Here is a 23171-nt window from a genome sequence, read left to right on the forward strand (position 1 = left end):
AAAATGAATAAATTGACAGCGTTAAAGCAGGGATTCGCCGTTCAGGCCTGGGGTCGTCAAGAAGGTCGCCGAGATGAATTCGAGGAATACCGTTGCGCGCTGGGGCAGTAGACGCGAGGCCGAATAGACCGCGTTGATCGGTGCCGGCGCGCAGGTGTGATCGGTGAGCACCGCCTTCACCGTGCCGCTGCGCAGCTGCGCGGCGACCATCCAGGTTGGCAAGTAGGTGATGCCGATGTTGGCCAGCATCGCTCGCCGCACTCCCTCGATACTGTCGGTGCGCAAGCGTCCGCTGACTGCGACCTCACCATGCTTGAACGGCCAGCTGCCGCCGCCGGTGAGCAAGGTGTAGACGATGCATTCGTGCTGCGCCAGGTCGGACGGTTGCTGCGGGGTGCCGTGTTGCTCCAGGTAAGCGGCACTGGCGACGTAGACCCGTTCCGAGGTACCCACGCGTTTGGCCCGCAGCGCGCTATCTTTGAGCACCCCGCCGCGGATCGCAATATCGACCCCTTCGGCCACCAGATCAACAAAGCTGTCGCTGAGACGGAACTCTAGTTCGATGTCGGGATAGCGCGCCAGAAACGCCGGGACAGCGTCCATGATGACTTCGTTACCCAGGATGCTCGAGGTCGCGACGCGCAGCAGCCCGCGCGGGTTCTGCTGCCCCCGCACGTCGGACTCGGCTTGGGAAATCACGTCCAGCGCCTGGCGCGCTTGCAGGTAATAGCGCTGTCCTTCCGGCGTCGCCACCAGTTGCCGCGTGGAGCGGTGCAGCAGGCGCGTGCCCAGGTCTTTTTCCAGCGCGGCGATGTGGCGGCTGACGTTCGGCTGTCCCATGCCGAGTTCGCGGGCGACGGCGGAAAAACTGCCCGTTTCGACCGTGCGCACGAAGCAGTGCATCCACAATAATTTATTCATCTCGACCGCGTCTTTCGCTGGGCTGTTTAAAAAAGACGTCTATTTTCCTTTGGATCAACACTCTTTGCCCTCTGCAATATTGACATAAGTGTTATGCGTTCAGCCTGCCTTATCACTGGCGTAATTCCTGGTCACACTCCGCATGTTTCCAAAAAGCATCAATTCGCCGGGCGGATGGTTGATCTCCGCGTCCTTGGCATCTCTTAACAGCAACAGCCTCCGCAGGAGTAATACGTGACTACTATTGTAACGAGCTTTAGCACAGACCAGATCGCCTCCCTGACAACCCAGCAAATCGTCATGCTGGGCACCGAGGGGATCTCCGCCCTGAATTCCGACCAGTTTGCGGCGCTCACCACAGGCCAGGTCGCCAGCATGACCACCCAGCAAATCGGCGCCCTGACCACCACCCAGCTGTCCAAGGGCCTGAGCACCAGGCAGGTGGCGGCGCTGACCACCCAGCAGGCGGCGGCATTCGGTTCGGCGCAGATTGGCGCCTTCACCACGAATGACATCGCGGCCCTGAGCGCGCTTGATCTGCAGGCGCTGAAGACGGCCGCCATTGCCGGCTTGAGCAGCAGTCAGGTGGCCGCCCTGACCACCCAGCAAGTGGCCGCCATGGGCAGCGGCCAGGTCGCCGCGCTGAGCAGCGTGCAGTTGTCCTCGCTGTCGACCGACGATATCGCGGCGTTGTCCAGCAACGCGATCAAGGCGCTCAAGCCGAGCCAGATCGCGGCCTTGTCCACCGCGCAGGTCGGCGCGCTGACCACCGATGAAATCGCCGCGCTGAGTTCGGCCCAGATCGCCGCGCTGTCCAGCAACGATATCGCCGCGCTGTCCACCAGCCAGTTCGTCGGCTTGTCGTCCAGCCAGTTGGCGGCGATAGGCAGCGCGCAGATTGGCGCCCTGTCGACCGATGATATTGCCGCCATCCGCAGCAGCGAGATCGGCGCGCTGAAGACCAACATCATCGCGGCGCTGAGTTCGAATCAGCTGAACGCGCTGACCTCGAGCCAGGTGGCGCGCTTGTCGAGCGCACAGGTGGCCGCGCTGTCGAGCAGCCAGGTGGCCGCCTGGTCTACCGATGACATCGCCGCGCTCAGCACGCAAGCCATCGCCGCCTTGAAAAACGCCGCCATTGCCGCGCTCAGCACCAGCCAGGTCGCGGCGCTGTCGAGCAACGACATGGCCGCGCTTAGTTCCAGCCAGGTCAGCGTGCTATCCACCAGCGATCTGGCGGCGCTCAGTACCAGCCAGGTGGCCGCGCTGAGTTCGAAGCAGCTGGCGGCGCTGTCGAGCGCCCAGTTTGCCGCCCTGACCACCGATGACATCACGGCGATCTCCACGGCCAATTTTGCGACCCTCAAGACCAGCATTATTGCCGCCCTTGGCAGCTACCAGTTGAGCGCCTTGTCGACCAGCCAGATCGCGGCGCTGTCGACGGCCCAGGTCTACGCGCTCACCAGCAGCCAGGTAGCGGGTTTGACCGCCGACGATATCGCCGCGTTGAAAGCCAGCGCCGTTGCCGCCCTCAAGACCGCCGCGATCGCGGCGCTGAGCACCACCCAGATCGCGGCGCTGTCGACCAAGACCATGGCTGCGCTGACCACGGCGCAAATCGGCGCCTTGTCGACCAACGACATCGCGGCCCTGTCGACCAGCCAGGTTGCCGGCCTGGCCACGGCCCAGATCGGCGCACTGAGCACGCTGCAGTTCATGGCCCTGAGCAGCGACGACATCGGCGCCATTGCCAACCCCACCGTCGGCGCCCTCAAAACCGCCATCATCGCCGCCATGAGCACCAGCCAGTTGGCGGCGCTGACCACCAGCCAGATCGCTGCGCTGTCGACCGCGCAGGTCATGTCCTTGACCAGCGGCCAGGTGGCCAGCCTGTCCACCAACGACATTGCCGCCTTGTCGACCAATGACATTGCCGCGCTGAAGTCGTCGATTATCGCCGCGCTGACCACCAGCCAGATCGGCGCCCTGTCCAACAGCGCGGTCGCCGCCCTGAATACGGCGCAGGTGGCCGCCTTGAGCACCGACGATATGGTGGCCTTGAATAGCAACCAGCTGGCGGCGCTGACCACCAAGCAGCTGAGCGCGTTGTCGACCAACCAGTTCGGCGCGCTCTCGACCGACGACCTGGGCGCCATCTCGGCAAGCCATATTGCCGGCTTGAAGACCAGCATTATCGCCGGCTTGCAGACCAGCCAGCTGGCCGCCTTGAGTACCAGCCAGGTGGCCTCGCTCAGCACGCTGCAGATCGCCGCGCTGACGAATGCCGAGGTGGGCGCCTTGTCGACCAACCAGATCCTGGCGCTGACCTCGCAGCAAATGGGGGCGCTGAGCACGGCCCAGTTCCAGGCCCTGTCCACCGACGACATCGCGGCGATCCGCAACACGGCCATCACCGCATTGAAGACCAGCATTGTCGCGGCGCTCAGCACCAACCAGCTCAACGCGCTGACCACCGCGCAAGTTGCCGCACTGTCGACGCAGCAGGCGCAGGCGCTGTCCAGCGCGCAGGTGAGCGCGCTGTCGAGCGACGATATTGCCGCCTTGTCGAGCAATGATGTCGCTGCGCTCAAGAGCTCGGCCATCGCCGCCCTGAGCAGCAGCCAGCTGGGCGCACTGTCGGGCAGCGCGGTCGCGGCGCTCAACACCAGCCAGGTGGCGGCGCTGACCACCAGCGAAATCAGCGCCCTGCACACCAATCAGGTGGCGGCCATGACGACCAGGCAATTTGCCGCACTCTCGTCGATGCAGTTTGCCGCGCTGAGCACCGACGATATCGGCGCCCTGTCTACCAGTACCGTGAGCGCGCTGAAGACCGCCGTGATTGCCGCCATGACGACCGCCCAGTTGCAAGCGCTGAGCACCACCCAGGTGGCGGCATTCTCGACCAGCCAGGTCGCGGCGCTGACTACGGTGGAGCTCGGCGTGCTGTCAAGCAGCGATGTGCAGGCCATGACCAGCCAGCAGTTGGCCGCGCTCAGCACCGCCCAGTTTGCCGCGCTGTCGACCGCCAATGTTGCCGCCATCGAAACGCGCGACCTGGTGGCCTTGAAGACCAGTGTGATGGCCTCGCTGTCGACCAGCCAGGTGGCGGCCCTGACCACGCTGCAAATTGCCGCGCTGTCGACGCAGCAGGTGGTTTCGCTGAGCAGCAGCCAGTTCCGCGCACTGAGCACGGACGATATCGCCGCGCTGTCGAACGCCGATATCGCGGCGCTGAAAGCGGCGGTGGTGGCGGCGTTGACGACCGACCAGATCGTCGCCTTGTCGACCAACCAGATCCGTGCGCTGACCAGCGCCAATATCAGCGCGCTCAGCACCAACGAGATTGCAGCGCTGACGACCAATCAGGTCGCGGCCCTGACCACCGCGCAGGTGGCAGCACTGTCGGCCGCCCAGGTAGGAGCCATGAGCACCAACGACATCGCGGCGCTGACCCCGCAGGAAATCGCGGCGCTCAAGGCCGCAACGCTGGCAGGCATGGGCACGGCGCAGATTGCAGCGCTGACGACGGCCCAGATTCACGCCTTTACCACGGCGGAAATCCATGCACTGACCACGCCGCAGATCCAGGCCATGAGCTCGCAGCAGTTGGGCGCCTTGCCGGCCCTGACGCCGATCGTGCTGGACTTGAACGACAACGGCATCGACACCTTGGCCGCATCGGCCGGCGTGCAGTTTGACCTGCGTGCCGACGGCAAACCGGTCAACACCGGCTGGGTCGGCGGCGGCGATGGCCTGCTGGCGATGGATCGCAACGGCAACGGCGTGATCGATGACGGCAGCGAATTGTTTGGCTCGTCGACCGTGCTGGCCAACGGCCACAAGGCAGGCAACGGCTACCAGGCCTTGCAGGACATCGACAGCAACCATGATGGCGTGATCGACAGCCGCGACGCCAGCTTCGACAAGCTCAAGGTGTGGATTGATGGGAACGCCGATGGCGTCAGCCAGGCTGACGAGCTGAAAACCCTGGCGCAACTGCACATCCAGCAATTGCAGCTGAAAGTGGCCGCCGGCGGGCAGAACAAGGACGGCAATATCGTCGGACTGACCTCTAGCTACACCACCACCGACGGCGCCACGCACCAGGCGGCCGATGTCTGGTTCGCCGGCGGCAGCGGGGCGCCTGCGGGCCAGCCGCCGGCGGCAGCCAGCGTCAGCGCCATGGCGCAGGCCATGTCGTCGTACTACGCTGCAGCACCGCTGTCGCATCCAGCGATCGGCGCCGAGCAGCAGGATGGCAAGCAGCCGGCGCCGGCACTGGCCGCAGCGGCCGATAATTCGGACGCGCACAAGTTCGGCGCGCTGCGCGCCCAGCATGGTGACGCCCTGTTAGTGGCGAAGCGGTAAATCCGCACAGGAAGGCGGGTTCGCCCGTCTTCCTGCACCTGGTCTCTCCTGAAATACGTAACTGATTTGATGAATACAACACTCGATAGCGCGGCGACTCCGGCCGAAAAAATCCAAGTGGAGACCGGCCTTGTATCGTGCGAACTGCCGATTTTCGTGTGCAAGCTGGATCGCATTGCGCCGCAATTGCAACTGGCCCGGCAGGCGCTGGACGAATTGCGCGCCAGCCATCCTGAATCGACGCCGTCGAATGTGCAGGCGGTGTACATGAGCCCGTGGAACAGCCATGAGATCAACCCCAAGCTACAGCCCTTGTGCGACGCCGTGGTCGCCATTGCCCAATCAATGGCGCAGTCGGCGATGGGCGTGTGGTTCTCGGCCTTGCACATGGAGCTGTACGTCGCCCAGTGCTGGGGCATTTTCTACGAAGACAGCGACCATACGCTGCCGCATAGCCACTTTCCTGCCGAATTTGCCTGCGCCATCTATCTGGAGGCGGACGAGGGCTGTGCCCCCATCGTGTTTTCGCGCAGCCTCGCGATCCATCCCAAGGCGGACAGCATGGTGCTGTTCCCCGGCATTTTGACGCATGAAGTGCCGGCCAATACGGGGCGCCGCGTGGTGATCTCGATGAACCTGTTCAAACGTCCCGCGTTTCCCTTGCCGGCCTGATGGTTCCACCAGAATACGCAGTGCGGATCATGAGAAAGCGCACCATCACCTACATCGAGGAGGTGATCGCCGAGTTCCGCGCGCAACATCAGCAGCGCTTTCCGAATGTGCGCTCGCCGTTTCCCCGAGCCGGCGACAGCTGGAACGCCATCGACAGCGCGCTGCGGCGCGGGGCGATAGTGGAGTGCCAGCGCTTTGCCGCGCTCAAGGCGCAACTGGCCGAGCGCGGCTGGTCGCCGAGCCTGGCGCGGCTGAACAAGGCTTATTCGCCGCGCCGCCAGTTCAAGCGGCGGTTTGCCGATATTCTGGCGATGGTCAACCGCTCGGTGAAAATCCACCACCGCTTCCCGTTGCGCCGCTCGCGCTTTGAGGTGCCCGGCTATGTCGATACCTGGATTGCGATTGACTGCGCGCTGAGCGAGGGCGCCATTGCCGACTGCGTCCTGTGGCGCCAGCATCGCGACAAGATGGCGCAGCTTGGAGTGAGGCCGTCGCTGGCGTCGCTCAATCCGGCTTATTTCCCGGTGCGCCGACAGCAACGCTCGGTGGCGGCGATCAAGGCCATGATCGTCAGCTACATGCTTAAAAACGCCGGACAGCTGCCGCATCAGCGCGCGCGCTTTCCGGCCGGTTTCCCGCCCGACGCCTGGAAGGCGATATGCAAGGCCTTGCGTCTGGGCTCGGTACTGCCGGATGCCGACAGAACGGTGTTTTACGACTGGGTGGCAGCGGATGGCCGCAACCCGTCACTGCATACCTTCATGCAGTGCTATCGTGATGAGCTGGCGGCAGAGTATGCCCAGCGCAGTGCGCAGCCCGATGGCGCGGCAACGCAGCGGCGCGCGCAGCTGGCGCCCGCAATGGCAACCGACCAGCGCCCGGTGAAATTTGCCGCGTTGATTGCACCGCTGTTTTAATAAAGCTTTCATAATTGCTGATGCAAAATCTGCGCTTTCATCTTAAGTGGGTAGCGCAGAGCATGAAGCGTGCATCAACCGGGCCGGAGCTGTCCGTCGTCATCCCCGTGTATAACGAACAGGCTGGGCTTGCCCGGCTGTTTGCGCGCCTGTACCGGGCGCTGGATCAGCTGGGCATGAGCTACGAGATCGTGTTCGTCAACGATGGCAGCCGCGATCAATCGGTGGCCATCCTCGCGGCGCAGTTCCGTCGCCGCTCGGACGTCACGCGGGTGGTGCTATTCAACGGCAATTACGGCCAGCACATGGCCATTCTGGCCGGCTTTGAAGCCGCGCGCGGTCAAATCATGATCACGCTGGACGCCGACTTGCAAAATCCGCCGGAAGAAATCGGCAACCTGGTCGCCAAGATGCGCGAAGGCTATGATTATGTCGGCTCGATTCGCCGCAAGCGGCAGGACGCGGCCTGGCGCACTTACGCCTCCAAGGCCATGAACCAGCTGCGCGAGCGCATCACCAACATCAAGATCACCGATCAGGGCAATATGCTGCGCGCCTACAGCCGCAACGTGGTCGATTTGATCAACCAGTGCGGCGAGGTCAACACCTTCGTGCCGGCGCTGGCCTACCGTTTTGCCCGCAACCCGACCGAGATCGTGGTCGAGCACGAAGAGCGCTCGGCTGGCGACTCCAAGTACTCGATCTACAGCCTGATCCGCCTGAACTTTGACCTCGTCACCGGCTTCTCGCTGGTGCCGCTGCAATTTTTCTCCATGCTGGGCATGGTGATGTCGCTAGTCTCCGCCATGCTGGTGGCGGTACTGCTGGCACGCCGCGTGTTCCTCGGCGCCGAGGTGGAAGGGGTGTTCACCCTGTTTGCGATTTCCTTCTTCTTCATGGGAATGATCTTGTTCGGCATCGGCCTGCTGGGCGAGTACATCGGCCGCATCTACCAGCAAGTGCGGGCGCGCCCGCGCTACGTGGTGCAGAGCATCTTGCAGCGCCTGCCTGGTGAGGAGGAGGTGGGCTAGTCCACCGCGATTCCGATTGAGGAGAGTGCCATTAACTGGTCGTCAAACTGGATAGTCTTTGCGCTGGGCTCGGCATTCTTTGCCGCGCTGACGGCGCTGCTGGGTAAGCTTGGCGTGGCCGGCTTGAACTCCAACCTTGCCACGTTGATCCGAACGGTGGTGATTTTGGCCGTGACTGCGGCCCTCATCAGTTGGCGCGGCGAGTGGCAGCGGCCCGGCGCGATCGGCTTCTCCAGCTGGATCTACCTGGTGCTGTCGGGCGTCGCTACCGGGCTTTCCTGGCTGTGCTACTACCGTGCGCTGCAACTGGGGCCGGTGTCCAAAGTCGCGCCGGTCGACAAACTGAGCGTCGTGCTGGCGATCATGTTTGGCGTGCTGTTCTTGGGCGAAACGCTGACCTGGCCGGTGGCCATCGGCGGATTGCTGATCGCCGCAGGCAGCGTAGTCATCATCGCATTCTAGGCTGCTTACTTCCCCAGCAAGCGCAGCGACTCGTCCCAGTTGCCTTGCCACGCGTGTAGAAAGTCGTGCGACTTGAATGCGCGCTTCAGCGCGCCAAGCGGTGCGCGGTAGACATCGTGCAGCCCGAGCGCCAGCGTGACCGGATTCCAGACAGCGTTGCGTTTGGATTTGCGAACGCTGGCTTTGACGCGGGCGCCGTCGTCGCCAAAGATGCCCGTGGCTTCATCCAATGCCCGCGCCAGATCCATGCGCACGATGGCGGCAAAGGCCAGCATTACCTCATCCTTGCTGATACCCGATTGCGATTCCTTGGCTGCCGTGCTGGCGGCCTGTGGCTTTGGCTGCGGTGCTTGTGCATCTTGTTTCAGCTTGGCCGCCAGGCGATCTAAATCGCTTTTCTGAAAACGCAGCTGTTCGAGTGGCCGGCGGAAGCCCGGCTCCGGCAGACGGGCAGGGAGGCCGTAGGCGTCCTTGGTAAAGGTGATCAAGATGTCTTCGCTGCCGGCCGCGAGGCGGGCGATATCGTCCTTGAAAAAGATCGGGGCCGCGTAGCCGCCGTTGGCATCGCCGAATAAATCGGGATAGGCGGCATCGTAGTCCAGCCACACCACCGGCGTCAGCTCGTTCTCCAGCAAGCGAGCCAAACTCCAAGGTGTGCCGGTTTGCTGTTCCAGCCATGCACAGGCCTCGGCGACGGTGGCGCGGAAAGGTAAGTCGATATTGCTCATATTGATTTCTGTAGCGTTAGATGAGAGATGCTGCCAAGATGTCCGTCGGCGCTGGACTTGTCAAGTCCGGTGTTAGCAGCGAGGCCAGTGATGCTTGAGGGCGTGTTGGGCGTACGATAAGATTCCGTACAAAAGGGGAATTCACATGACCACTGCTACTGCCCGCCTCGATCTTCGCCTTGAGTCTCGTGAGAAAGATCGTATCGCTAAAGCTGCTGCGCTGCGAGGTATGGCAGTGTCGGCGTTTGTGCGTGATGCTATGCTGCGTGAAGCCGATGTCACCATCGGCGAGTGGCGGGGTTCTACGAAGGATTTGGATTCCGTCGCACGAGAGGTCAAAGGGGGCGTTGAATACATGGACGATTACTGTTGGTCGAGTGGGCTAATGACGCATTTGCCTCCTCGGTTTAGCACGTGCGTGTAAATCATTGTGGTGCTGACGTCCTTATGTCCTAGCAGTTCTTGCACCGTGCGGATATCGTACCCCGCTTGCAGCAGATGTGTGGCGAACGAATGCCGCAACGTGTGCGGCGTGGCGGGCTTGGTGATGCCAGTGTCACGCGTCGCCTGTCTCATCGCGCGCTGCACGGCCTTCTCATCGGCGTGATGCCGCCGGATAATGTGGGAACGTGGATCAGTCGAGCGGTGCTTTGAAGGGAAAACATATTGCCAGCCCCACTCCTTGTCCGCAGTTGGATATTTTCGTGCTAATGCGAAGGGCATGTAGGTCGCGCCGAATCCCTCTGCGAGGTCTTGCTCATGCAGCCGCTTAACTCTTTCTAAATGCTCTTGTAGAGGCGCTATCAAGGATTCCGGAAGCATGGTGACCCTATCCTTGGCGCCTTTCCCTTCGCGGATCAGGATTTCCTTGCGTGTGAACTCGACGTCTTTTACGCGCAAGCGCAGACCTTCCATAATGCGCATTCCTGTGCCGTATAGCAGACGCAGTATTAAGCCGTTGGTGCCAGTCGTGTTGGCAAGGATGTGCTGGACTTCGTTTTGGGTTAGCACGACGGGCAAACGCTGCGAAGGCTTTGCACTAGCGATATCGTCCAGCCAAGGCAGTTCGGTATCCAGTACTTCCTTGTACAGGAAGAGGAGGGCGCTCTTGGCCTGATTCTGGGTCGATGCGGCGACACCTGCGGCGACGGCGAGGTGGGTCAGAAAACTCGTTACGTCAGCGGCGCCCATCATCGTGGGATGGCGCTTGTTGTGGAAGAGGATGAAGCGGCGTATCCAATCAACATAAGCTTGCTCGGTGCGGATGCTGTAGTGTTTTAGTCGAATGCGATCCCGTACTTGATCGAGCAACTTTGGTTCTGAAATGTTCATGTCAGCTCCAGAGGGGGATTTGCCTTGCGCCATTAGGGTGTGCTAAATTGATGTAACTTATTGATAATATTGATCCCGATGTCGCCCGCACTGAGAAAATGCAAACTTTTGGCGGAAAAAACTGCGACATTTAGGGTGTCTATTTTTTGTTGGACCAATCAAGCTATCTATGAAACGATCTTTGCCTAAATCTCTCTTCGTCGGCTTGGGTGTGGCCACCGGTACTCTCATTTATACCGGCCTGCTTAGCTCCGCGCACGAGTTCGATTTTTCGCGAGCTATTTTTATTGGTTTGTTCTGCGGAGTTGGCGCTGCAATTTGGCCGCAAAAGAAATGAGTGCGTGCCGTCCTCGTCCAACCTTGCAGTCAACTGGACTGCCTCCACGCTGCGCGTTCCGGCAGCCAGTTACTTTTAAACGTTGGGCTGCTTAAAACCGTGACCGAAATCTCTATACAGATTGAGCGATTCATCGACGACCATCAACCAGGCTTCGTCGAATGTCGCTTAGTCGATGCTAATGGACAGTCGCATACGTTTATCGAAAAGCTCCCGATTGTGACCACCGCTAACCTTTGGACAGATAGCTCATATCCACAGGCCGGAACGATTGCTTGCGAAATCGAATCTGAGTCAATTGATGCTGCTGGCCGGAAGCTCGTGCAGGTAAGCACCGAACGTCCATGGGCTGTCGAATCTACCGAAGGCGTCTCGCGTTTTCTCGTGCTGTCTTCGCAGGTGGTGTGGCTATGACGCTATGGCCCAACCTTGCAGTCAACAGGACTGCTTACGCGCTGCGCGCTCCAGCAGCCTGTTACTTTGAACGTTATGCCTACTAGACTTGTACTGTTCTTCCTCGTCGTGCTTGCTTCGGCTGCTGTACAGGCCGTTGAACGACCTATTGGCTGCTTCGCTGTCCAGATTTCAGAAAAATCGGGTGTTGAGCAGGCAAAGAGCCTTCGATTGACCGATGTGTCAGTTTCGACCCCGTGGGGAAATGGCGGCGCAAATAAAGTCGTTCCAGCTAGAGCTGGCGAGCGCTTCCAATATGCTGCGGCTTACTGGATCGTTGAGGGCAACGACCTGATACTTACTTTTACGAATAACGGATTGTCTGGGATAGAGTTTCGCGTTCGCTCTACGGAAAAGGGCTATAAAGGTGTGATTCAGAATTTCTCGGATTTTGGACCTGGAGTCGATAATGCGCGTCCCGTTACACTCATTCGATTTGATTGTGCTGTTCCAAGATAATTTGCATAACAATTGTTTCCAGCGGACGCCTGACGGCGCCGCTGAACCTGCACGTTAGGAATCGGAAATTCGATGAGCTTTGATCTGATGGTATTTGAGCCAAGTGCTGCGCCAAGAACGCGCGCTGAATTCATGCGTTGGTACCAAGAGCAAGCGGAGTGGTCTGAAGACCATAGCTATGACGATCCTGCTGTAACATCGCCAGCCTTGCAGAATTGGTTCGCTGAAATGATTCAGTACTTTCCCCCTTTGAACGGCCCACTTGCGGTCGGCGATGATAGAGTCGACGATCTAACAGTTACCGACCACTGCATTGGGCGTAATGTAATTTATTCAGCCTTCCGTTGGGACGCTGCCAACGAAGCTTTTGACAAAATGCGTGAACTGGCAATTAAACACGGTGTCGGTTTCTTTCACGCGAGCGATGATGAAGGTGAAATTCTGTTTCCAGGAAATGGAACTCTTGCAAAGACACATAGGCCGTGGTGGAAAATATGGTAAGTCCTAACCCCGTATTCAACCCGGACGCGCTAAAGCGCGCCAGTTAACCGCCACGTTGGGCCGTATGAAAAAAATCCAAAATCAAGCTTGGCCTAATGATGTCGACGGCGACGTCTTTCGGCGAATGAAGTCCAGCGGATTCGATTTCGATGCCACAGTAGATATCGACTTCAACATTGACTTCGATGACTGGCCACCTTCGGCTGAGTTGATCGAACTCTTGCGTGAGAAGTTTGCTGTTGTGAGGGTGTATGAGTCTGATGACCTCGGGAGCGGCTACATTCAACTAGTTTTGAACGAGCGGGTGACATACGAAGTGAATCGCCACCATTCCCCTAGACACTCCGCAGCCGTAAAGAATGCCGCTTTTCAAACTCGATTGGCGACAGCTTTTCATTAAATCCGTGACGACGCTTCGGATTGTAGAACATCTCGATATAGTCGAAGACATCCTGCCTGGCCTCGTCCCTGGTTGAATAGATTTTGCGTCGTATGCGCTCCCGCTTCAGAAGCTGGAAGAAGCTCTCGGCCACAGCATTGTCGTGACAGTTCCCGCGCCGGCTCATACTTTGAACGAGCCCATGTGCAGCAAGGAAGTCGCGCCAGTCATAGCTGCTGAACTGGCTGCCCTGATCTGAATGAACCATGACCTCACCAGTTGGCTGGCGGCGCCACACCGCCATTAGCAAAGCGTTCATAGCAAGGTCTCGATCAATCCTGGAACTCATCGACCAACCGATCACCTGCCGCAAGAACAGATCCAAAACGACGGCGAGGTAAAGCCAGCCCTCATACGTGCGCAAATACGTGATGTCAGTGACCCATACTTTGTTTGGCTCGGCCACATCGAATTCCCGCTGCAGATGGTTGGGTGCAATCACTGACGGCGCGCCGCCGCGTTTCCACTTCCGCTTGGCATAGCCCGTCTGCGAACGAATCCCTTCGGCGCGCATCAGACGATGAACCCGGTTAATCCCGCACTGTTCTCCGAGCTCTTGCAAATCGTCGTAGACCTTGCGGTAGCCATAGACAGCTCCGCTTTCCAGCCATGATTGCTTGATGTGACCAAGCAGCCGTTTGTTCTCCTTTGCGCGCGGGCTTTCCGGGCTAATGCACCAAGCATAGTAGCCGCTGGGGTGAACCCCGACCATCTTGCACAGGCGTCGGATTGAATACATAGCCTGGTGCTCGCGAATGAAGGCGTACCTTACCCGGACGTCTTGGCAAAGTACGCCGCGGCCTTTCGCAAAATATCGCGCTCCTCGGTGACGCGCTTAAGCTCGGCCTTCAAGCGCCGCATTTCCTCAGCCTGTGCATCGTTGGCCTTACGCTCGGCATCCGGTACACCGTAGCGCTTGATCCACGCGTAGATGCTGTGAATGCTTACACCAAGGCGCTCTGCCACCTCCGCCGCAGGATGGCCGCGATCAATCACCTGCTTGACTGCCGCGACCTTGAATTCTTCCGTGTACCGCTTTCCACTCATGATGACTCCTTTGCCTAGAATTATGGCTTAGAAGTGTCTAGTGGTATGGTGGCGATTCATTGCGTCATATAGCCGTTGTTTCGAAGAGTTACGCACCAGGGCATGCTGCTGCATTCTTGCAACGAGATGGTGCAGCCAGAAACCTTCGTTTTGTTTGTCGGATACGCACAAGGGCATTTCGCACCGCACACTTGGTTTGGGCACTTTATGTCTGACTGGGGTGGCCGGCTCGCATACGCCGGTGTAATTATGGTGTTGTGGGCAGTCATCGAGTATATACTCAAGAAACGTGGTTATGTCATATGGGTTCCAAGTTCTAATAACGGAGATGCTTTGAGACCTAAACTACCTATTGCCGCCATTGTCTCTGGCGCTATCGCCGCTTTTATCACTGCGGGCGTCGTATCGTGGGCTACGCCTGATGGCAATCTTGTCGTGACCTTGGTGCCGGCGATTGAGGTCGGGCTGGCTGTGCTTGGCCTCACGACGTGGCTTGTTCGCCTTGCTGCGCAGAGGTGATAGATGAGATTTCTACTTGCTTCCGCTGCGTTGCTGTTCATGCCGTTTGCTCATGCCGAGGACAATGTTCTCGAGACGCCGTCGTTCATCGTCAAGATTGACGTTCGCTGCGCCGAGGGCAACGTCACTTGCGACGACGTGATCTACACAGGGACCAGTCGAAAGACCGGCAAATCGATTTCGGTGAAAGGCCGCACCATGCATTCAACCTGCGCTGATGGCGTCACGCCTTGCCGGTTCCAAGGCTATACATTCTATAACGGTAAGATCAATTACACCGTGTTTGACGATGGCACATTGGTCGTCATGAATGGCAAGAAAACGCTGGTAAGCGAGAAGGGAGAATGGAAGTAAGCATGCTGACCACTACCTGCCATTGCGGCGCAGTACACATCGAGATTCCGGCGCCGCCGGAGGCGCTCATCAACTGCAATTGCTCGATCTGCCGGCGCTACGGCGCACTATGGGCACAGTATGAAGCGTCCACGGTCCGGGTGACTGGCCATCCTGAGAACACGGTTGAATACATCTGGGGCGAGAAGACGATACGCACGCTGCGTTGCCGCCACTGTGGCTGTGTCACGCACTGGGAGCCCCTGGCCGCCAGCGCCGGCACCAAGTTTGGAATTAACATCAGGAACTTCGAGCCTGAGCAAATCGGGGAAGTAAGGCTGCGCCGATTTGATGGGGCGGAGACGTGGACTTATCTCGACTGAGGCGATCATGGCTGACAAAAAAACAGGCCAACCACTGTCAGCATCGCAGAATACTTCGATGAGCTCGGCAAAAGACCAAGTTTTTGGTCGTGAAAAGAGAAACAGCGTTATGATCATAAAGTCATGTCGAAAACGCCACTACTCTTTGAGGGCCGCCCATGCAAGTACCACATCAAGCCAGAAATGACTCCGAGACCGCCCAGGCGGGTGCAGCCAGGACGGTCGCGCAGAAACCGGGTCTTGTGGACCAGCGACCGGAGGCTGCGGCGCAGCGTAAGCTGGTTGAGATGATGAATAACAGCCCGCGCGTGCTACAGCAGCAAGCGCTAGGCCACGCTGTTGGTAACAGTCCGCGAATGGCAGCGCAGCGTCATAAAATGAACACGCTGCTAGCCGGGGCTGTTAATTCACAAGCGAACTCGGTAATCAGGAGTACCCCAGCGCCGACGGGGAACAGGGCAGCAGGCGAGTCGTCGCCGGTTGCACAATTAAGGCCGGCGCGGGCAAGAGTTACTTGGGATACCACGCACGTGGTTAAAGAGATTAACGGCAGCCTTTTCGGGAACGGCGATTACACGGCAAATGAAGTTGCACCTTGGGGCGAACTCAGGCTCGGCGATGTCGTGATAGTCGATGATGAGGATTTGTTCATGTCGCGTCGGGGCGCAAATCAGGAAGACCCGAGGAGGAGAGATGCTGATCGGGTGAAACCTCCTGCCACGGAATGGATCCGTGTTTTGCGCATGCAGGGTGTCGACGTACCGACATTGAAACTTTTTGTCCGCAGGGAGACGATCGCCATCAACGGGGAAGAGGAATCGCCGGAAGATGGCCTGCACGACCTGAATCTCGGCGGCACTGAGGTGAATACTCTGCTTCTTATTGAAGAGATTCGCGCGAAGTTAGGCCATTTGAACAACGAATTGCTTGTGCCCGAGGATCAAATTAGTCCCTCTGACCTCAAGAACAATGCAAGTACTTTTGCGATTAAGCTTGAAGCTAAGCGAAGTCTTGCACAGGGAATAGCGGATGCAAATTTCCCTGGCATGTACGATTGCCTCGTTCGTTTCCATGTCAAGGACGAAAATGTCGGCAAGGTGCATCCCGGTGTTAACTCTTGGGCCTACCTGAAGCATTTGAAGGGGGAGAGGGTTGCGCAGGAAACCGATACCGAGGCCCTCGCGGCGAAGCACATGGACTATGGCCATGATGCTGAATCAGTGAATGGTGTTGAAGTTGTGACGGATAGTCCGTTCGTTTCAACGTCGGAGAATGTCGAAAAACTGGTAGATGCCGACAGCCCTTTCAATCCTAATCGTGGCCTGGCCCTTGCCGCTAGCAGCAACCAAGGTGAACAGAGTATGCTGCGTAAGTTTAACGCGCCCAAAAAAAACCTCGACGCCCCCTCAATGGTTTCCAAACCATTCTCGCCATCCATCGCAACAAAAAAAGGCTCACAGTCGCGAGAGCCCGCACTATATGTATCTGACAAGATCGTCAATTTAACGCACGGCTACCCAAATCAGGTGCATGCGAATATTTTCGCGCCCAAAGCGCCAGTCGCTACGCACATTTCGATTTTACTCGTTCCCAAGTTGTTGACGACTCGGCCTGGCCCAGGTAATCCCAAAAGGTGCTGCATCCTGGAAGCCGAGGTGGTGATCAATGCGCCCACCACTGACCTCGCGCAATTCGTCGTTTTGGAGATCCGAAACCAGCTTCCTCAATTAGTGAAGCGATTCACCGATCCTCAAAAAAAATGACCGAAAACAAAACCAAGCCCACCACCGCCAGCATCGACGAATACATCGCCTCGCGCGCCAACGCGCAGCAAGCAGCCGATTGCCACGAGCTGATGCGCATGCTGGAAAAAATCACCGGCGACGCGCCGACCATGTGGGGGCCCAGCATCGTCGGCCACGGCGTCTACCGCTACACCTACGAAAGCGGCCGCACCGGCGAAGCGCCCTTGGTCGGTTTCGCCATCCGCGGCCGCGAGCTGGTGCTGTATGTAATGGCCGAAGGTGAGGCGCAGCAAGCCTTGCTGTCCCAATTGGGCAAACACAAGATCGGCAAATCCTGCCTCTATTTCAAACAGTTGGCCGACCTTGATCGGCCAACGCTGGAAAAACTGCTCGCCGCCTCGGTCGCCGAAGTCCGCCGCCGATACCCATAATTAGTAATGACAAGTTAGAAATTATTTGCCAAAATGAATCAGGATTCATTTATTTGAGTCCGGCTGTCGTTCGTGCTGTCGCTGTTCTGCGCATTTCCATTTACCTAATTTGCAACACCGTTTTGAGGGGTTCTTATGAATATCCGGGCGGCGATCTCGCATCTTTTGTGTCTAGGCATGGCGCTCGCGCTGGCCGCTTGCGGTAAGCAGGAAGAGGGGGGCGCCCATGGCGCTGGCGGCGGGCCGCCTCCAGTTTCGGTTGCCGCCGTGGTCAAGCGCGATGTGCAGGAGTTTGACGAGTTCACCGCCCGCCTCGAAGCGCCGGACACGGTCGATATCCGGGCCCGCGTCGCCGGCACGCTGGTGCAAGTACATTTCCGCGAGGGCCAATTGGTCAACAAGGGCGATCCGCTGTTCACCATCGACCCGCGTCCGTATGCCGCGGAAGCCGCCCGCGCTGAAGCGCAACTGGCTTCGGCCCGCACGGCGAGCGAACTGAATAAGATCGAACTGGCCCGCGCCGAAAGACTGGTCGCCGTGCGCGGCGTCAGCCAGCAGGAGCTTGATCAACTGAAGGCCGCGCTGGCGACTTCGCTCTCGACCGTCAAGGCGAGCGAGGCGGCAGTGGTGCAGGCCAAGCTCAACCTCGAATTCACCCGCATCACCGCGCCGGTCAGCGGCCGTACTTCGCGCGCCAACGTCACGGTCGGCAATCTGGTCAACATCGGCGATCCGATCCTGACCACGCTGGTTTCCACCGACCGCATCTACGCTTACTTCGACGCCAGCGAGGCGCTCTACCTCAAGTACATGCAATCCGCACGCGATGGCACCCGCCCATCCTCGCGCGACAAGCCGAACGCCGTGCGCCTTGGCCTCGCCAACGAGGAAGGCTACCCGCACGAAGGCAAGATGGACTTTGTCGACAACCGCCTGAATCCCGCCACCGCCTCGCTGCGCGGCCGCGCCGTGTTCGACAACAAGGACGGCCTGTACACGCCGGGCCTGTTCGCGCGCCTGCAACTGGTCGGCAGCGGTACCTACAGCGCCACGCTGGTGGCCGACCGCGCCATCACCACCGACCAGACCCGCAAGGTGGTGCTTGTCGTCGGCAAGAACAACATCGTTGAGCAGCGCGAGGTCAAGCCCGGTGCTTTGATTGACGGCATGCGCGTGGTCAGCGGCGTCAATCCCGGCGAGCTGGTGATTATCGACGGCCTGCTGCGCGCTTTCCCCGGCGCGCCGGTCACGCCGCAAGTGGTGAAACTGGACGAACACGGCAAGCCGATCGCTCCGCCAGCGGGCGCCGCGCCTGCGGCCAAGGGCTGAGGAGCGGCCCATGGATATCTCGCGATTTTTCATCGACAGGCCGCGCTTTGCCACGGTGCTGTCGGTCTTCATCTTCATGGTCGGCTTGCTGGCGATTTTCCAGTTGCCGATTTCCGAGTACCCGGAAGTGGCGCCGCCGCAGATCGTGGTGCGGGCGCAGTTCCCCGGCGCCAATCCGCGCGTGATCTCGGAGACGGTGGCTTCGCCGCTGGAAGAGCAGATCAACGGCCTCGAAGGCATGCTGTACTTCGAAAGCCAGGCCACCGCCGACGGCAGCATGACGCTGACGGTCACCTTCAAAATCGGCACGGTGCCGGAGCAAGCCGAGACGGCGGTGCAGAACCGCATCAACCGCGCGCTGCCGCGCCTGCCGGAGATCGTGCGCCAGATCGGCGTCACCACCGAGAAGCAGTCGCCCAACCTGACCATGGTGGTGCACATGGTCTCGCCGGACAATAGCCACGATGCGCTGTATCTGCGCAACTACGCCTCGCTCAACGTGCGCGACGATTTGCTGCGCATCCCCGGCATGGGCTCGGTGCTGCTGTTCGGCTCGGGCGATTACGCGATGCGGGTGTGGATCAATCCGCGCCTGCTGGCCGCGCGCAATATGACGGCCGGCGATGTGGTCACCGCCATCCGCGAGCAAAACGCGCAGGTGGCGGCTGGCGTGGTCGGTTCGCCGCCAGCGCCCAACGATACCGACTTCCAATTGCAGGTCAACGCGCAAGGCCGCCTGATCAAGGAAGAGGATTTCGCCAACATCATCATCCGCAGCGATCCCAAGACTGGCGCGCTGGTGCGCATCAAGGACATCGGCCGGGTCGAGATCAGCGCCAATTCCTATTCGCTGCGCAGCCTGCTCAACAACAAGGAAGCGGCGGCCATCGGTATCTTCCAGTCGCCGGGTTCGAACGCGCTCAAGCTGTCGAACGATGTGCGCGCGACCATGGAGAACGCCAAGAAGAATTTCCCCCAAGGCGTGGATTACGACATCGTCTACGATCCTACCCGCTTCGTGCAGACATCGATCGAGAAAGTGGTGCACACGCTGATTGAGGCGGTGCTGCTGGTGGTGCTGGTGGTGATCATCTTCCTGCAAACCTGGCGGGCTTCGGTGATTCCGCTGCTGGCGGTGCCTGTGTCGATTGTCGGTACGTTTGCCATGCTGCTGTTGCTCGGCTACTCGATTAACACGCTGACCTTGTTCGGGCTGGTGCTGGCGATTGGTATCGTGGTCGATGACGCCATCGTGGTGGTGGAAAACGTCGAGCGTAATATTGCGGATGGCTTCACGCCGCACGACGCCACGGTGCGCGCCATGCGCGAGGTCAGCGGGCCGATTATCGCGATTGCGCTGGTGCTGTGCGCCGTGTTCATTCCGCTGACGTTTGTGCCGGGCTTGTCCGGGCAGTTCTACAAGCAGTTCGCGGCCACGATTGCGATTTCGACCGTGATCTCGGCCTTCAACTCGCTGACCTTGTCGCCGGCCATGGCGGCCCTGCTGCTGCGCCCGCACGACGCGCCCAAGGACAAGATCATGCTGGTGATGGACAAGTTGTTCGGCAAGTTCTTCCACTGGTTTAACTGCTGGTTCCAGCGCCGCAGCGCCTCGTACGGACGCGGCGTGACCGGGCTGTTGCAGCGCAAATCGCTGGCGCTGATTGTGTATGGGATTTTGCTGCTGTTCACCGGGCTACTGTTCTCGCGGATTCCAAGCGGCTTCGTGCCGGCGCCCGATAAGCAGTACCTGATCGGCATCGCCCAACTGCCGGCCGGCTCCTCGCTGGATCGCACCGAGAAAGTGATCCGGCAGATGAGCGATATCGCGCTCAAGGTGCCGGGCATTGTGGATTCGATCGCCTTCCCCGGCTTGTCGATTGCCGGTTTCTCGTCGTCGCCGAACGAGGGTATCGTATTCTTCGGCCTTGCGCCGTTTGAAGACCGCACCTCGCGCGACTTGTCCAAGGACGCCATCCTTGGCAAGGTCAACGGGGCGATCCAGGCGATACAGGGCGCGCGCATGTTCGTGGTGCCGCCGCCGGCCGTGGACGGCCTCGGCAACGCGGGCGGCTTCAAGCTGCAGGTGCAGGATCGCGGCGGGCAGGGCGAGCAGGCGCTGTATGGGGCGGTTTGGGGCAGCGTGCTGGGGCCGATTTACGGCAATCCCAAGTCCTCGATCGGCACCCCGTACTCCAATTACGACATCAACGTGCCGCAATTGTTTGCCGATGTCGACCGCACCAAGGCCAAGCAGATGGGCTTGCCGCTGCAAGAAATTTACGACACCTTGCAGATCAACCTCGGCTCGCTGTACGTGAACGACTTCACGCGCTTCGGCAAGACGTATCAGGTGGTAGTGCAGGCTGATGCGCCGTTCCGCGCGCAGGCCGGCAGCATTACCAACCTGGAGACGCGCAATTCGGCGGGCCAGATGGTGCCGCTGGGTTCGGTCATGCAGGTGAATCCAACCTTCGGGCCGACGCGGGTGACGCGTTACAACGGCTTCCCTTCGGCCGACATCAATGGCGCGGCCAAGCCCGGCTTCTCCAGCGGGCAGGCGGAGGCGGAGATCGAACGCATCGTCAAGCAACTGCCGCGCGGCATGTCCTACGAATGGACAGACCTCAGCTACCAAGACCGGTTGACGCGCGATATCACGCTGCCCGGCATCAACGTCAAGATTCCGACCTTGGCGGCGGTGCTGTTCCTGTCGGTGGTGCTGGTGGTGCTGGTGCTGACCGCGCAGTACGAAAGCTGGAGCCTGCCGCTAGCGATCATCATGATCGTGCCGATGTGTATTTTGTCGGCGCTGTTCGGCGTCTGGCTGTCGCACTTCCCGCCGTTTGCGCAAGGCGGGGATTTGAACCTGTTCACACAGGTGGCGCTGGTGGTGCTGGTCGGGCTGGCGTGTAAGAACGCGATTCTGATCGTGGAGTTTGCCAAGGAGCTGGAGGAGCAGGGACAGTCGATGGTGGACGCCGTCATCAACGCGTGCCGCCTGCGTTTGCGGCCGATTCTGATGACGTCGATTGCGTTCTGCGCTGGCGTGATTCCGCTGATCCTGGGTAGCGGCGCCGGCAGCGAAATGCGCCGGGCGATGGGGATTGCCGTGTTCTCCGGCATGGTCGGGGTGACGCTGTTCGGCATCTTCCTGACGCCGGTGTTCTACAGCCTGCTACGCAAGAGCACCGAGAAACGCCGTGCCCACGCAGTCGAACTGCGGCACCAGATCGACGCCGCCGCCCATCCATTCCACGCCGGTATCGACGATGCCGAGCCGCCGCACAAGAAGGGGGATGTATGAGCCCGCACCGCAAGTATTTCCTGCTACTGGCGTTGGCCCTGGCCGGCTGCTCCAGCGCGCCGCCGGTCAAGCTGTATCAGCCTGAATTGGGCGGCGGCTTTGCGAATGCGCCGGCCGAGGCGGCTGCGGCCGAGCCGGTTAGCGAGTTCTGGCGTGCTTTCAACGATCCGCTGCTGGATTCGCTGGTGCAGCGCGCCTTGCAGGCCAACACCGACGTGCGCAGCGCCACCGCCAGCCTGCGCGAGGCGCGCGCGCTGAACCGCTTTGCCGACGCCAGCCTGTTGCCGAACGTGGGTGTGAACGCAGGCGTGTCGCGCGTGCGCGGCACCAACGATCTCGGCGTGCAGAGCACCAACAACCAATACGCGGTCGGCTTCGACGTGGCGTGGGAGGTCGATTTGTTTGGCCGCCTGGGCGATGCGCGGCGGGCGGCGCAGGCGCAGGTCTTGGCCGGCGCGGCTGGCGTGCGGGCGGCGCAAGTCAGCGTCAGTGCCGAGGTGGCGCGCAACTACTTCGAGCTGCGCGGCTTGCAGGAGCAGTTGCGGGTGGCCGTGGCCTCGCTGGATACGCAGAAGGCGGCGCTGGAATTGGTCGATGCGCGCTTTGAAGTAGGGCGCGGCACGGCGCTCGATACGGAGCGTGCACGGGCCTTGGTTACTTCAACTGCGGCCAATATTCCAGCACTGGAAGCGGCGTTGATCCGCACGCGGTATCGGCTGGCCGTGCTGTGCGGCCAGCAACCGACCGCGCTTGATGCCGAACTAATGCCCGTTCAGCCGCTACCGGGATTGAAATCGGTGGAACTGGCTGGCATCGGTTCACCTGCTACCTTGTTGCGGCGCCGGCCCGATATTCAACTGGCCGAAGCGCAAGCTGCGGCTGCGGCAGCGCAGGTGGGCGTGGCCCGCAGCGCCTTGTTCCCGCAGTTGACGCTGGGGGGCACGCTGGGCCAGAACTCGCTGCAATTTAGCGACTTGGGCAAAGGCGCATCTTACGTCTACAACCTTGGCGCGCAGTTGACGTGGAATCTGCTGGACTTCGGCCGCATCCGCGCCCAAATCGCCGCTGCCGATGCACGCAACGAAGCCGTCATGGTCGCCTACGAGCGCGCCGTGCTGGGCGCGCTGGAAGAAACCGAGGGCGCACTGGCCACTTACACGCGCACCCAGCAGCAAACCACGCTGCTGTTCGAATCGGCGCGCTCCTCGGAGCAGGCAGCGGTGATTGCCCGCGAGCGCTTCGCCGTCGGCTCCACCGACTTCCTGACCGTGCTGGATGCCGAGCGCGAACTGCTCTCCGCCCGCGATCGCCTGGCCCAGGCCCAGGCCGGCGCCGCCACGTCGCTGGTGGCCGTCTACAAAGCCCTGGCCGGCGGCTGGGAGGTGCCGGCGCAGTGAGATGAGGCGGGTTTGCCCGGCGATGAACTGTTGTGCTAAATTGGCATGACCTCTTGC

Annotated in this window: 22 protein-coding genes; 18 read left to right on the forward strand and 4 right to left on the reverse strand. The window is 60.2% G+C overall.

Going from position 1 to position 23171, the window contains the following annotated elements; translation table 11 throughout:
• Window positions 1-21: 21 nt before the first annotated feature.
• On the reverse strand, window positions 22-921 hold the full coding sequence (locus tag GTP45_RS09505; RefSeq protein ID WP_161013637.1) for a LysR family transcriptional regulator: 900 nt from the start codon (window positions 919-921) through the stop codon (window positions 22-24).
• 234 nt (window positions 922-1155) lie between these two features.
• Between GTP45_RS09505 and GTP45_RS09510 the strand changes: the two genes are divergently transcribed.
• The 5 genes from GTP45_RS09510 to GTP45_RS09530 all read left to right on the forward strand — a co-directional run bounded on the left by GTP45_RS09510 (window position 1156) and on the right by GTP45_RS09530 (window position 8374).
• Window positions 1156-5292 carry a beta strand repeat-containing protein gene (locus tag GTP45_RS09510; protein ID WP_161013638.1) on the forward strand — a complete coding sequence of 1379 codons (4137 nt, stop codon included), beginning with the start codon at window positions 1156-1158 and terminating at the stop codon, window positions 5290-5292.
• A gap of 69 nt (window positions 5293-5361) precedes the next feature.
• Entirely contained in the window at window positions 5362-5964 is a 603-nt protein-coding gene (locus GTP45_RS09515) for a 2OG-Fe(II) oxygenase family protein (RefSeq protein WP_161013639.1), read from the forward strand.
• 29 nt (window positions 5965-5993) lie between these two features.
• Window positions 5994-6881: a hypothetical protein gene (locus tag GTP45_RS09520; protein ID WP_161013640.1), complete on the forward strand. Its 888-nt coding sequence runs from the start codon at window positions 5994-5996 to the stop codon at window positions 6879-6881.
• Between the two features lie 62 nt (window positions 6882-6943).
• On the forward strand, window positions 6944-7912 hold the full coding sequence (locus GTP45_RS09525; protein WP_161013641.1) for a glycosyltransferase: 969 nt from the start codon (window positions 6944-6946) through the stop codon (window positions 7910-7912).
• Window positions 7913-7963: 51 nt separating this feature from the next.
• The gene (locus tag GTP45_RS09530; RefSeq protein WP_371874442.1) at window positions 7964-8374 is read left to right on the forward strand and encodes an EamA family transporter; all 411 of its coding nucleotides are present in this window, start codon (window positions 7964-7966) and stop codon (window positions 8372-8374) included.
• A gap of 5 nt (window positions 8375-8379) precedes the next feature.
• On the opposite strand, the gene GTP45_RS09535 is transcribed toward GTP45_RS09530, so the two are convergent.
• Window positions 8380-9102 carry a hypothetical protein gene (locus tag GTP45_RS09535; RefSeq protein WP_161013642.1) on the reverse strand — a complete coding sequence of 241 codons (723 nt, stop codon included), beginning with the start codon at window positions 9100-9102 and terminating at the stop codon, window positions 8380-8382.
• 145 nt (window positions 9103-9247) lie between these two features.
• Here GTP45_RS09535 and GTP45_RS29280 point away from each other — a divergent pair, with 145 nt between their 5' ends.
• Window positions 9248-9526 (forward strand): type II toxin-antitoxin system TacA family antitoxin, encoded by a 279-nt coding sequence (locus tag GTP45_RS29280; protein ID WP_161013643.1) that lies wholly within the window; start codon window positions 9248-9250, stop codon window positions 9524-9526.
• Here GTP45_RS29280 and GTP45_RS09545 read toward each other — a convergent pair.
• Window positions 9466-10434, reverse strand: a complete 969-nt coding sequence (locus tag GTP45_RS09545; RefSeq protein ID WP_161013644.1) for an integron integrase — start codon at window positions 10432-10434, stop codon at window positions 9466-9468. The two genes, GTP45_RS29280 and GTP45_RS09545, sit on opposite strands and share 61 nt — an antisense overlap.
• A gap of 337 nt (window positions 10435-10771) precedes the next feature.
• On the opposite strand from GTP45_RS09545, the gene GTP45_RS09550 reads away from it, so the two are divergent.
• From GTP45_RS09550 to GTP45_RS29285, 4 genes are all read left to right on the forward strand, one after another.
• Entirely contained in the window at window positions 10772-11185 is a 414-nt protein-coding gene (locus GTP45_RS09550) for a hypothetical protein (RefSeq protein WP_161013645.1), read from the forward strand.
• Window positions 11186-11260: 75 nt separating this feature from the next.
• Entirely contained in the window at window positions 11261-11683 is a 423-nt protein-coding gene (locus GTP45_RS09555; protein ID WP_161013646.1) for a hypothetical protein, read from the forward strand.
• Window positions 11684-11755: 72 nt separating this feature from the next.
• On the forward strand, window positions 11756-12184 hold the full coding sequence (locus GTP45_RS09560) for a hypothetical protein (protein WP_161013647.1): 429 nt from the start codon (window positions 11756-11758) through the stop codon (window positions 12182-12184).
• 64 nt (window positions 12185-12248) lie between these two features.
• Window positions 12249-12584 carry a ribonuclease E inhibitor RraB gene (locus GTP45_RS29285; protein WP_161013648.1) on the forward strand — a complete coding sequence of 112 codons (336 nt, stop codon included), beginning with the start codon at window positions 12249-12251 and terminating at the stop codon, window positions 12582-12584.
• On the opposite strand, the gene GTP45_RS09570 is transcribed toward GTP45_RS29285, so the two are convergent.
• Window positions 12520-13670 (reverse strand): IS3 family transposase gene (locus tag GTP45_RS09570; protein WP_161013649.1). Its coding sequence is split into 2 segments (ribosomal slippage): window positions 12520-13427 and window positions 13427-13670, totalling 1152 coding nucleotides; the frame shifts between segments, so codons are not numbered across the junction. The genes GTP45_RS29285 and GTP45_RS09570 overlap by 65 nt on opposite strands.
• A 102-nt stretch (window positions 13671-13772) precedes the next feature.
• Here GTP45_RS09570 and GTP45_RS09575 point away from each other — a divergent pair.
• From GTP45_RS09575 to GTP45_RS09610, 8 genes are all read left to right on the forward strand, one after another.
• On the forward strand, window positions 13773-14189 hold the full coding sequence (locus tag GTP45_RS09575) for a hypothetical protein (RefSeq protein WP_161013650.1): 417 nt from the start codon (window positions 13773-13775) through the stop codon (window positions 14187-14189).
• A gap of 3 nt (window positions 14190-14192) precedes the next feature.
• Window positions 14193-14543: a hypothetical protein gene (locus tag GTP45_RS09580; RefSeq protein ID WP_217363337.1), complete on the forward strand. Its 351-nt coding sequence runs from the start codon at window positions 14193-14195 to the stop codon at window positions 14541-14543.
• 2 nt (window positions 14544-14545) lie between these two features.
• Window positions 14546-14905, forward strand: coding sequence for a GFA family protein (locus GTP45_RS09585; protein ID WP_161013651.1), 360 nt, complete (start codon window positions 14546-14548; stop codon window positions 14903-14905).
• 158 nt (window positions 14906-15063) lie between these two features.
• The gene (locus tag GTP45_RS09590) at window positions 15064-16668 is read left to right on the forward strand and encodes a hypothetical protein (protein ID WP_161013652.1); all 1605 of its coding nucleotides are present in this window, start codon (window positions 15064-15066) and stop codon (window positions 16666-16668) included.
• Window positions 16665-17081 (forward strand): DUF1801 domain-containing protein, encoded by a 417-nt coding sequence (locus tag GTP45_RS09595; protein WP_161013653.1) that lies wholly within the window; start codon window positions 16665-16667, stop codon window positions 17079-17081. The genes GTP45_RS09590 and GTP45_RS09595 overlap by 4 nt, the downstream gene beginning before the upstream one ends.
• Window positions 17082-17216: 135 nt before the next feature.
• The gene (locus tag GTP45_RS09600; protein WP_161013654.1) at window positions 17217-18410 is read left to right on the forward strand and encodes an efflux RND transporter periplasmic adaptor subunit; all 1194 of its coding nucleotides are present in this window, start codon (window positions 17217-17219) and stop codon (window positions 18408-18410) included.
• A gap of 10 nt (window positions 18411-18420) precedes the next feature.
• On the forward strand, window positions 18421-21717 hold the full coding sequence (locus GTP45_RS09605) for an efflux RND transporter permease subunit (RefSeq protein ID WP_161013655.1): 3297 nt from the start codon (window positions 18421-18423) through the stop codon (window positions 21715-21717).
• Window positions 21714-23114: an efflux transporter outer membrane subunit gene (locus GTP45_RS09610; protein WP_161013656.1), complete on the forward strand. Its 1401-nt coding sequence runs from the start codon at window positions 21714-21716 to the stop codon at window positions 23112-23114. Before GTP45_RS09605 ends, GTP45_RS09610 begins: the two co-directional genes overlap by 4 nt.
• Window positions 23115-23171 lie beyond the last annotated feature (57 nt).

The sequence above is a fragment of the Duganella rivi genome (genome assembly GCF_009857435.1).
Taxonomy (GTDB): domain Bacteria; phylum Pseudomonadota; class Gammaproteobacteria; order Burkholderiales; family Burkholderiaceae_D; genus Rugamonas; species Rugamonas rivi.

Excerpts from the sequence above, each read along its gene's own strand:
- GTP45_RS09590 (WP_161013652.1), top strand. The coding sequence starts at position 15,064 with ATGCAAGTACCACATCAAGCCAGAAATGACTCCGAGACCGCCCAGGCG.
- GTP45_RS09525 (WP_161013641.1), top strand. The coding sequence starts at position 6,944 with ATGAAGCGTGCATCAACCGGGCCGGAGCTGTCCGTCGTCATCCCCGTG.
- GTP45_RS29285 (WP_161013648.1), top strand. The coding sequence starts at position 12,249 with ATGAAAAAAATCCAAAATCAAGCTTGGCCTAATGATGTCGACGGCGAC.
- GTP45_RS09605 (WP_161013655.1), top strand. The coding sequence starts at position 18,421 with ATGGATATCTCGCGATTTTTCATCGACAGGCCGCGCTTTGCCACGGTG.
- GTP45_RS09505 (WP_161013637.1), bottom strand. The coding sequence starts at position 921 with ATGAATAAATTATTGTGGATGCACTGCTTCGTGCGCACGGTCGAAACG.
- GTP45_RS09515 (WP_161013639.1), top strand. The coding sequence starts at position 5,362 with ATGAATACAACACTCGATAGCGCGGCGACTCCGGCCGAAAAAATCCAA.
- GTP45_RS09600 (WP_161013654.1), top strand. The coding sequence starts at position 17,217 with ATGAATATCCGGGCGGCGATCTCGCATCTTTTGTGTCTAGGCATGGCG.
- GTP45_RS09555 (WP_161013646.1), top strand. The coding sequence starts at position 11,261 with ATGCCTACTAGACTTGTACTGTTCTTCCTCGTCGTGCTTGCTTCGGCT.
- GTP45_RS09535 (WP_161013642.1), bottom strand. The coding sequence starts at position 9,102 with ATGAGCAATATCGACTTACCTTTCCGCGCCACCGTCGCCGAGGCCTGT.
- GTP45_RS09520 (WP_161013640.1), top strand. The coding sequence starts at position 5,994 with ATGAGAAAGCGCACCATCACCTACATCGAGGAGGTGATCGCCGAGTTC.
- GTP45_RS09610 (WP_161013656.1), top strand. The coding sequence starts at position 21,714 with ATGAGCCCGCACCGCAAGTATTTCCTGCTACTGGCGTTGGCCCTGGCC.
- GTP45_RS09575 (WP_161013650.1), top strand. The coding sequence starts at position 13,773 with ATGCTGCTGCATTCTTGCAACGAGATGGTGCAGCCAGAAACCTTCGTT.
- GTP45_RS09580 (WP_217363337.1), top strand. The coding sequence starts at position 14,193 with ATGAGATTTCTACTTGCTTCCGCTGCGTTGCTGTTCATGCCGTTTGCT.
- GTP45_RS09595 (WP_161013653.1), top strand. The coding sequence starts at position 16,665 with ATGACCGAAAACAAAACCAAGCCCACCACCGCCAGCATCGACGAATAC.
- GTP45_RS09585 (WP_161013651.1), top strand. The coding sequence starts at position 14,546 with ATGCTGACCACTACCTGCCATTGCGGCGCAGTACACATCGAGATTCCG.
- GTP45_RS29280 (WP_161013643.1), top strand. The coding sequence starts at position 9,248 with ATGACCACTGCTACTGCCCGCCTCGATCTTCGCCTTGAGTCTCGTGAG.
- GTP45_RS09545 (WP_161013644.1), bottom strand. The coding sequence starts at position 10,434 with ATGAACATTTCAGAACCAAAGTTGCTCGATCAAGTACGGGATCGCATT.
- GTP45_RS09560 (WP_161013647.1), top strand. The coding sequence starts at position 11,756 with ATGAGCTTTGATCTGATGGTATTTGAGCCAAGTGCTGCGCCAAGAACG.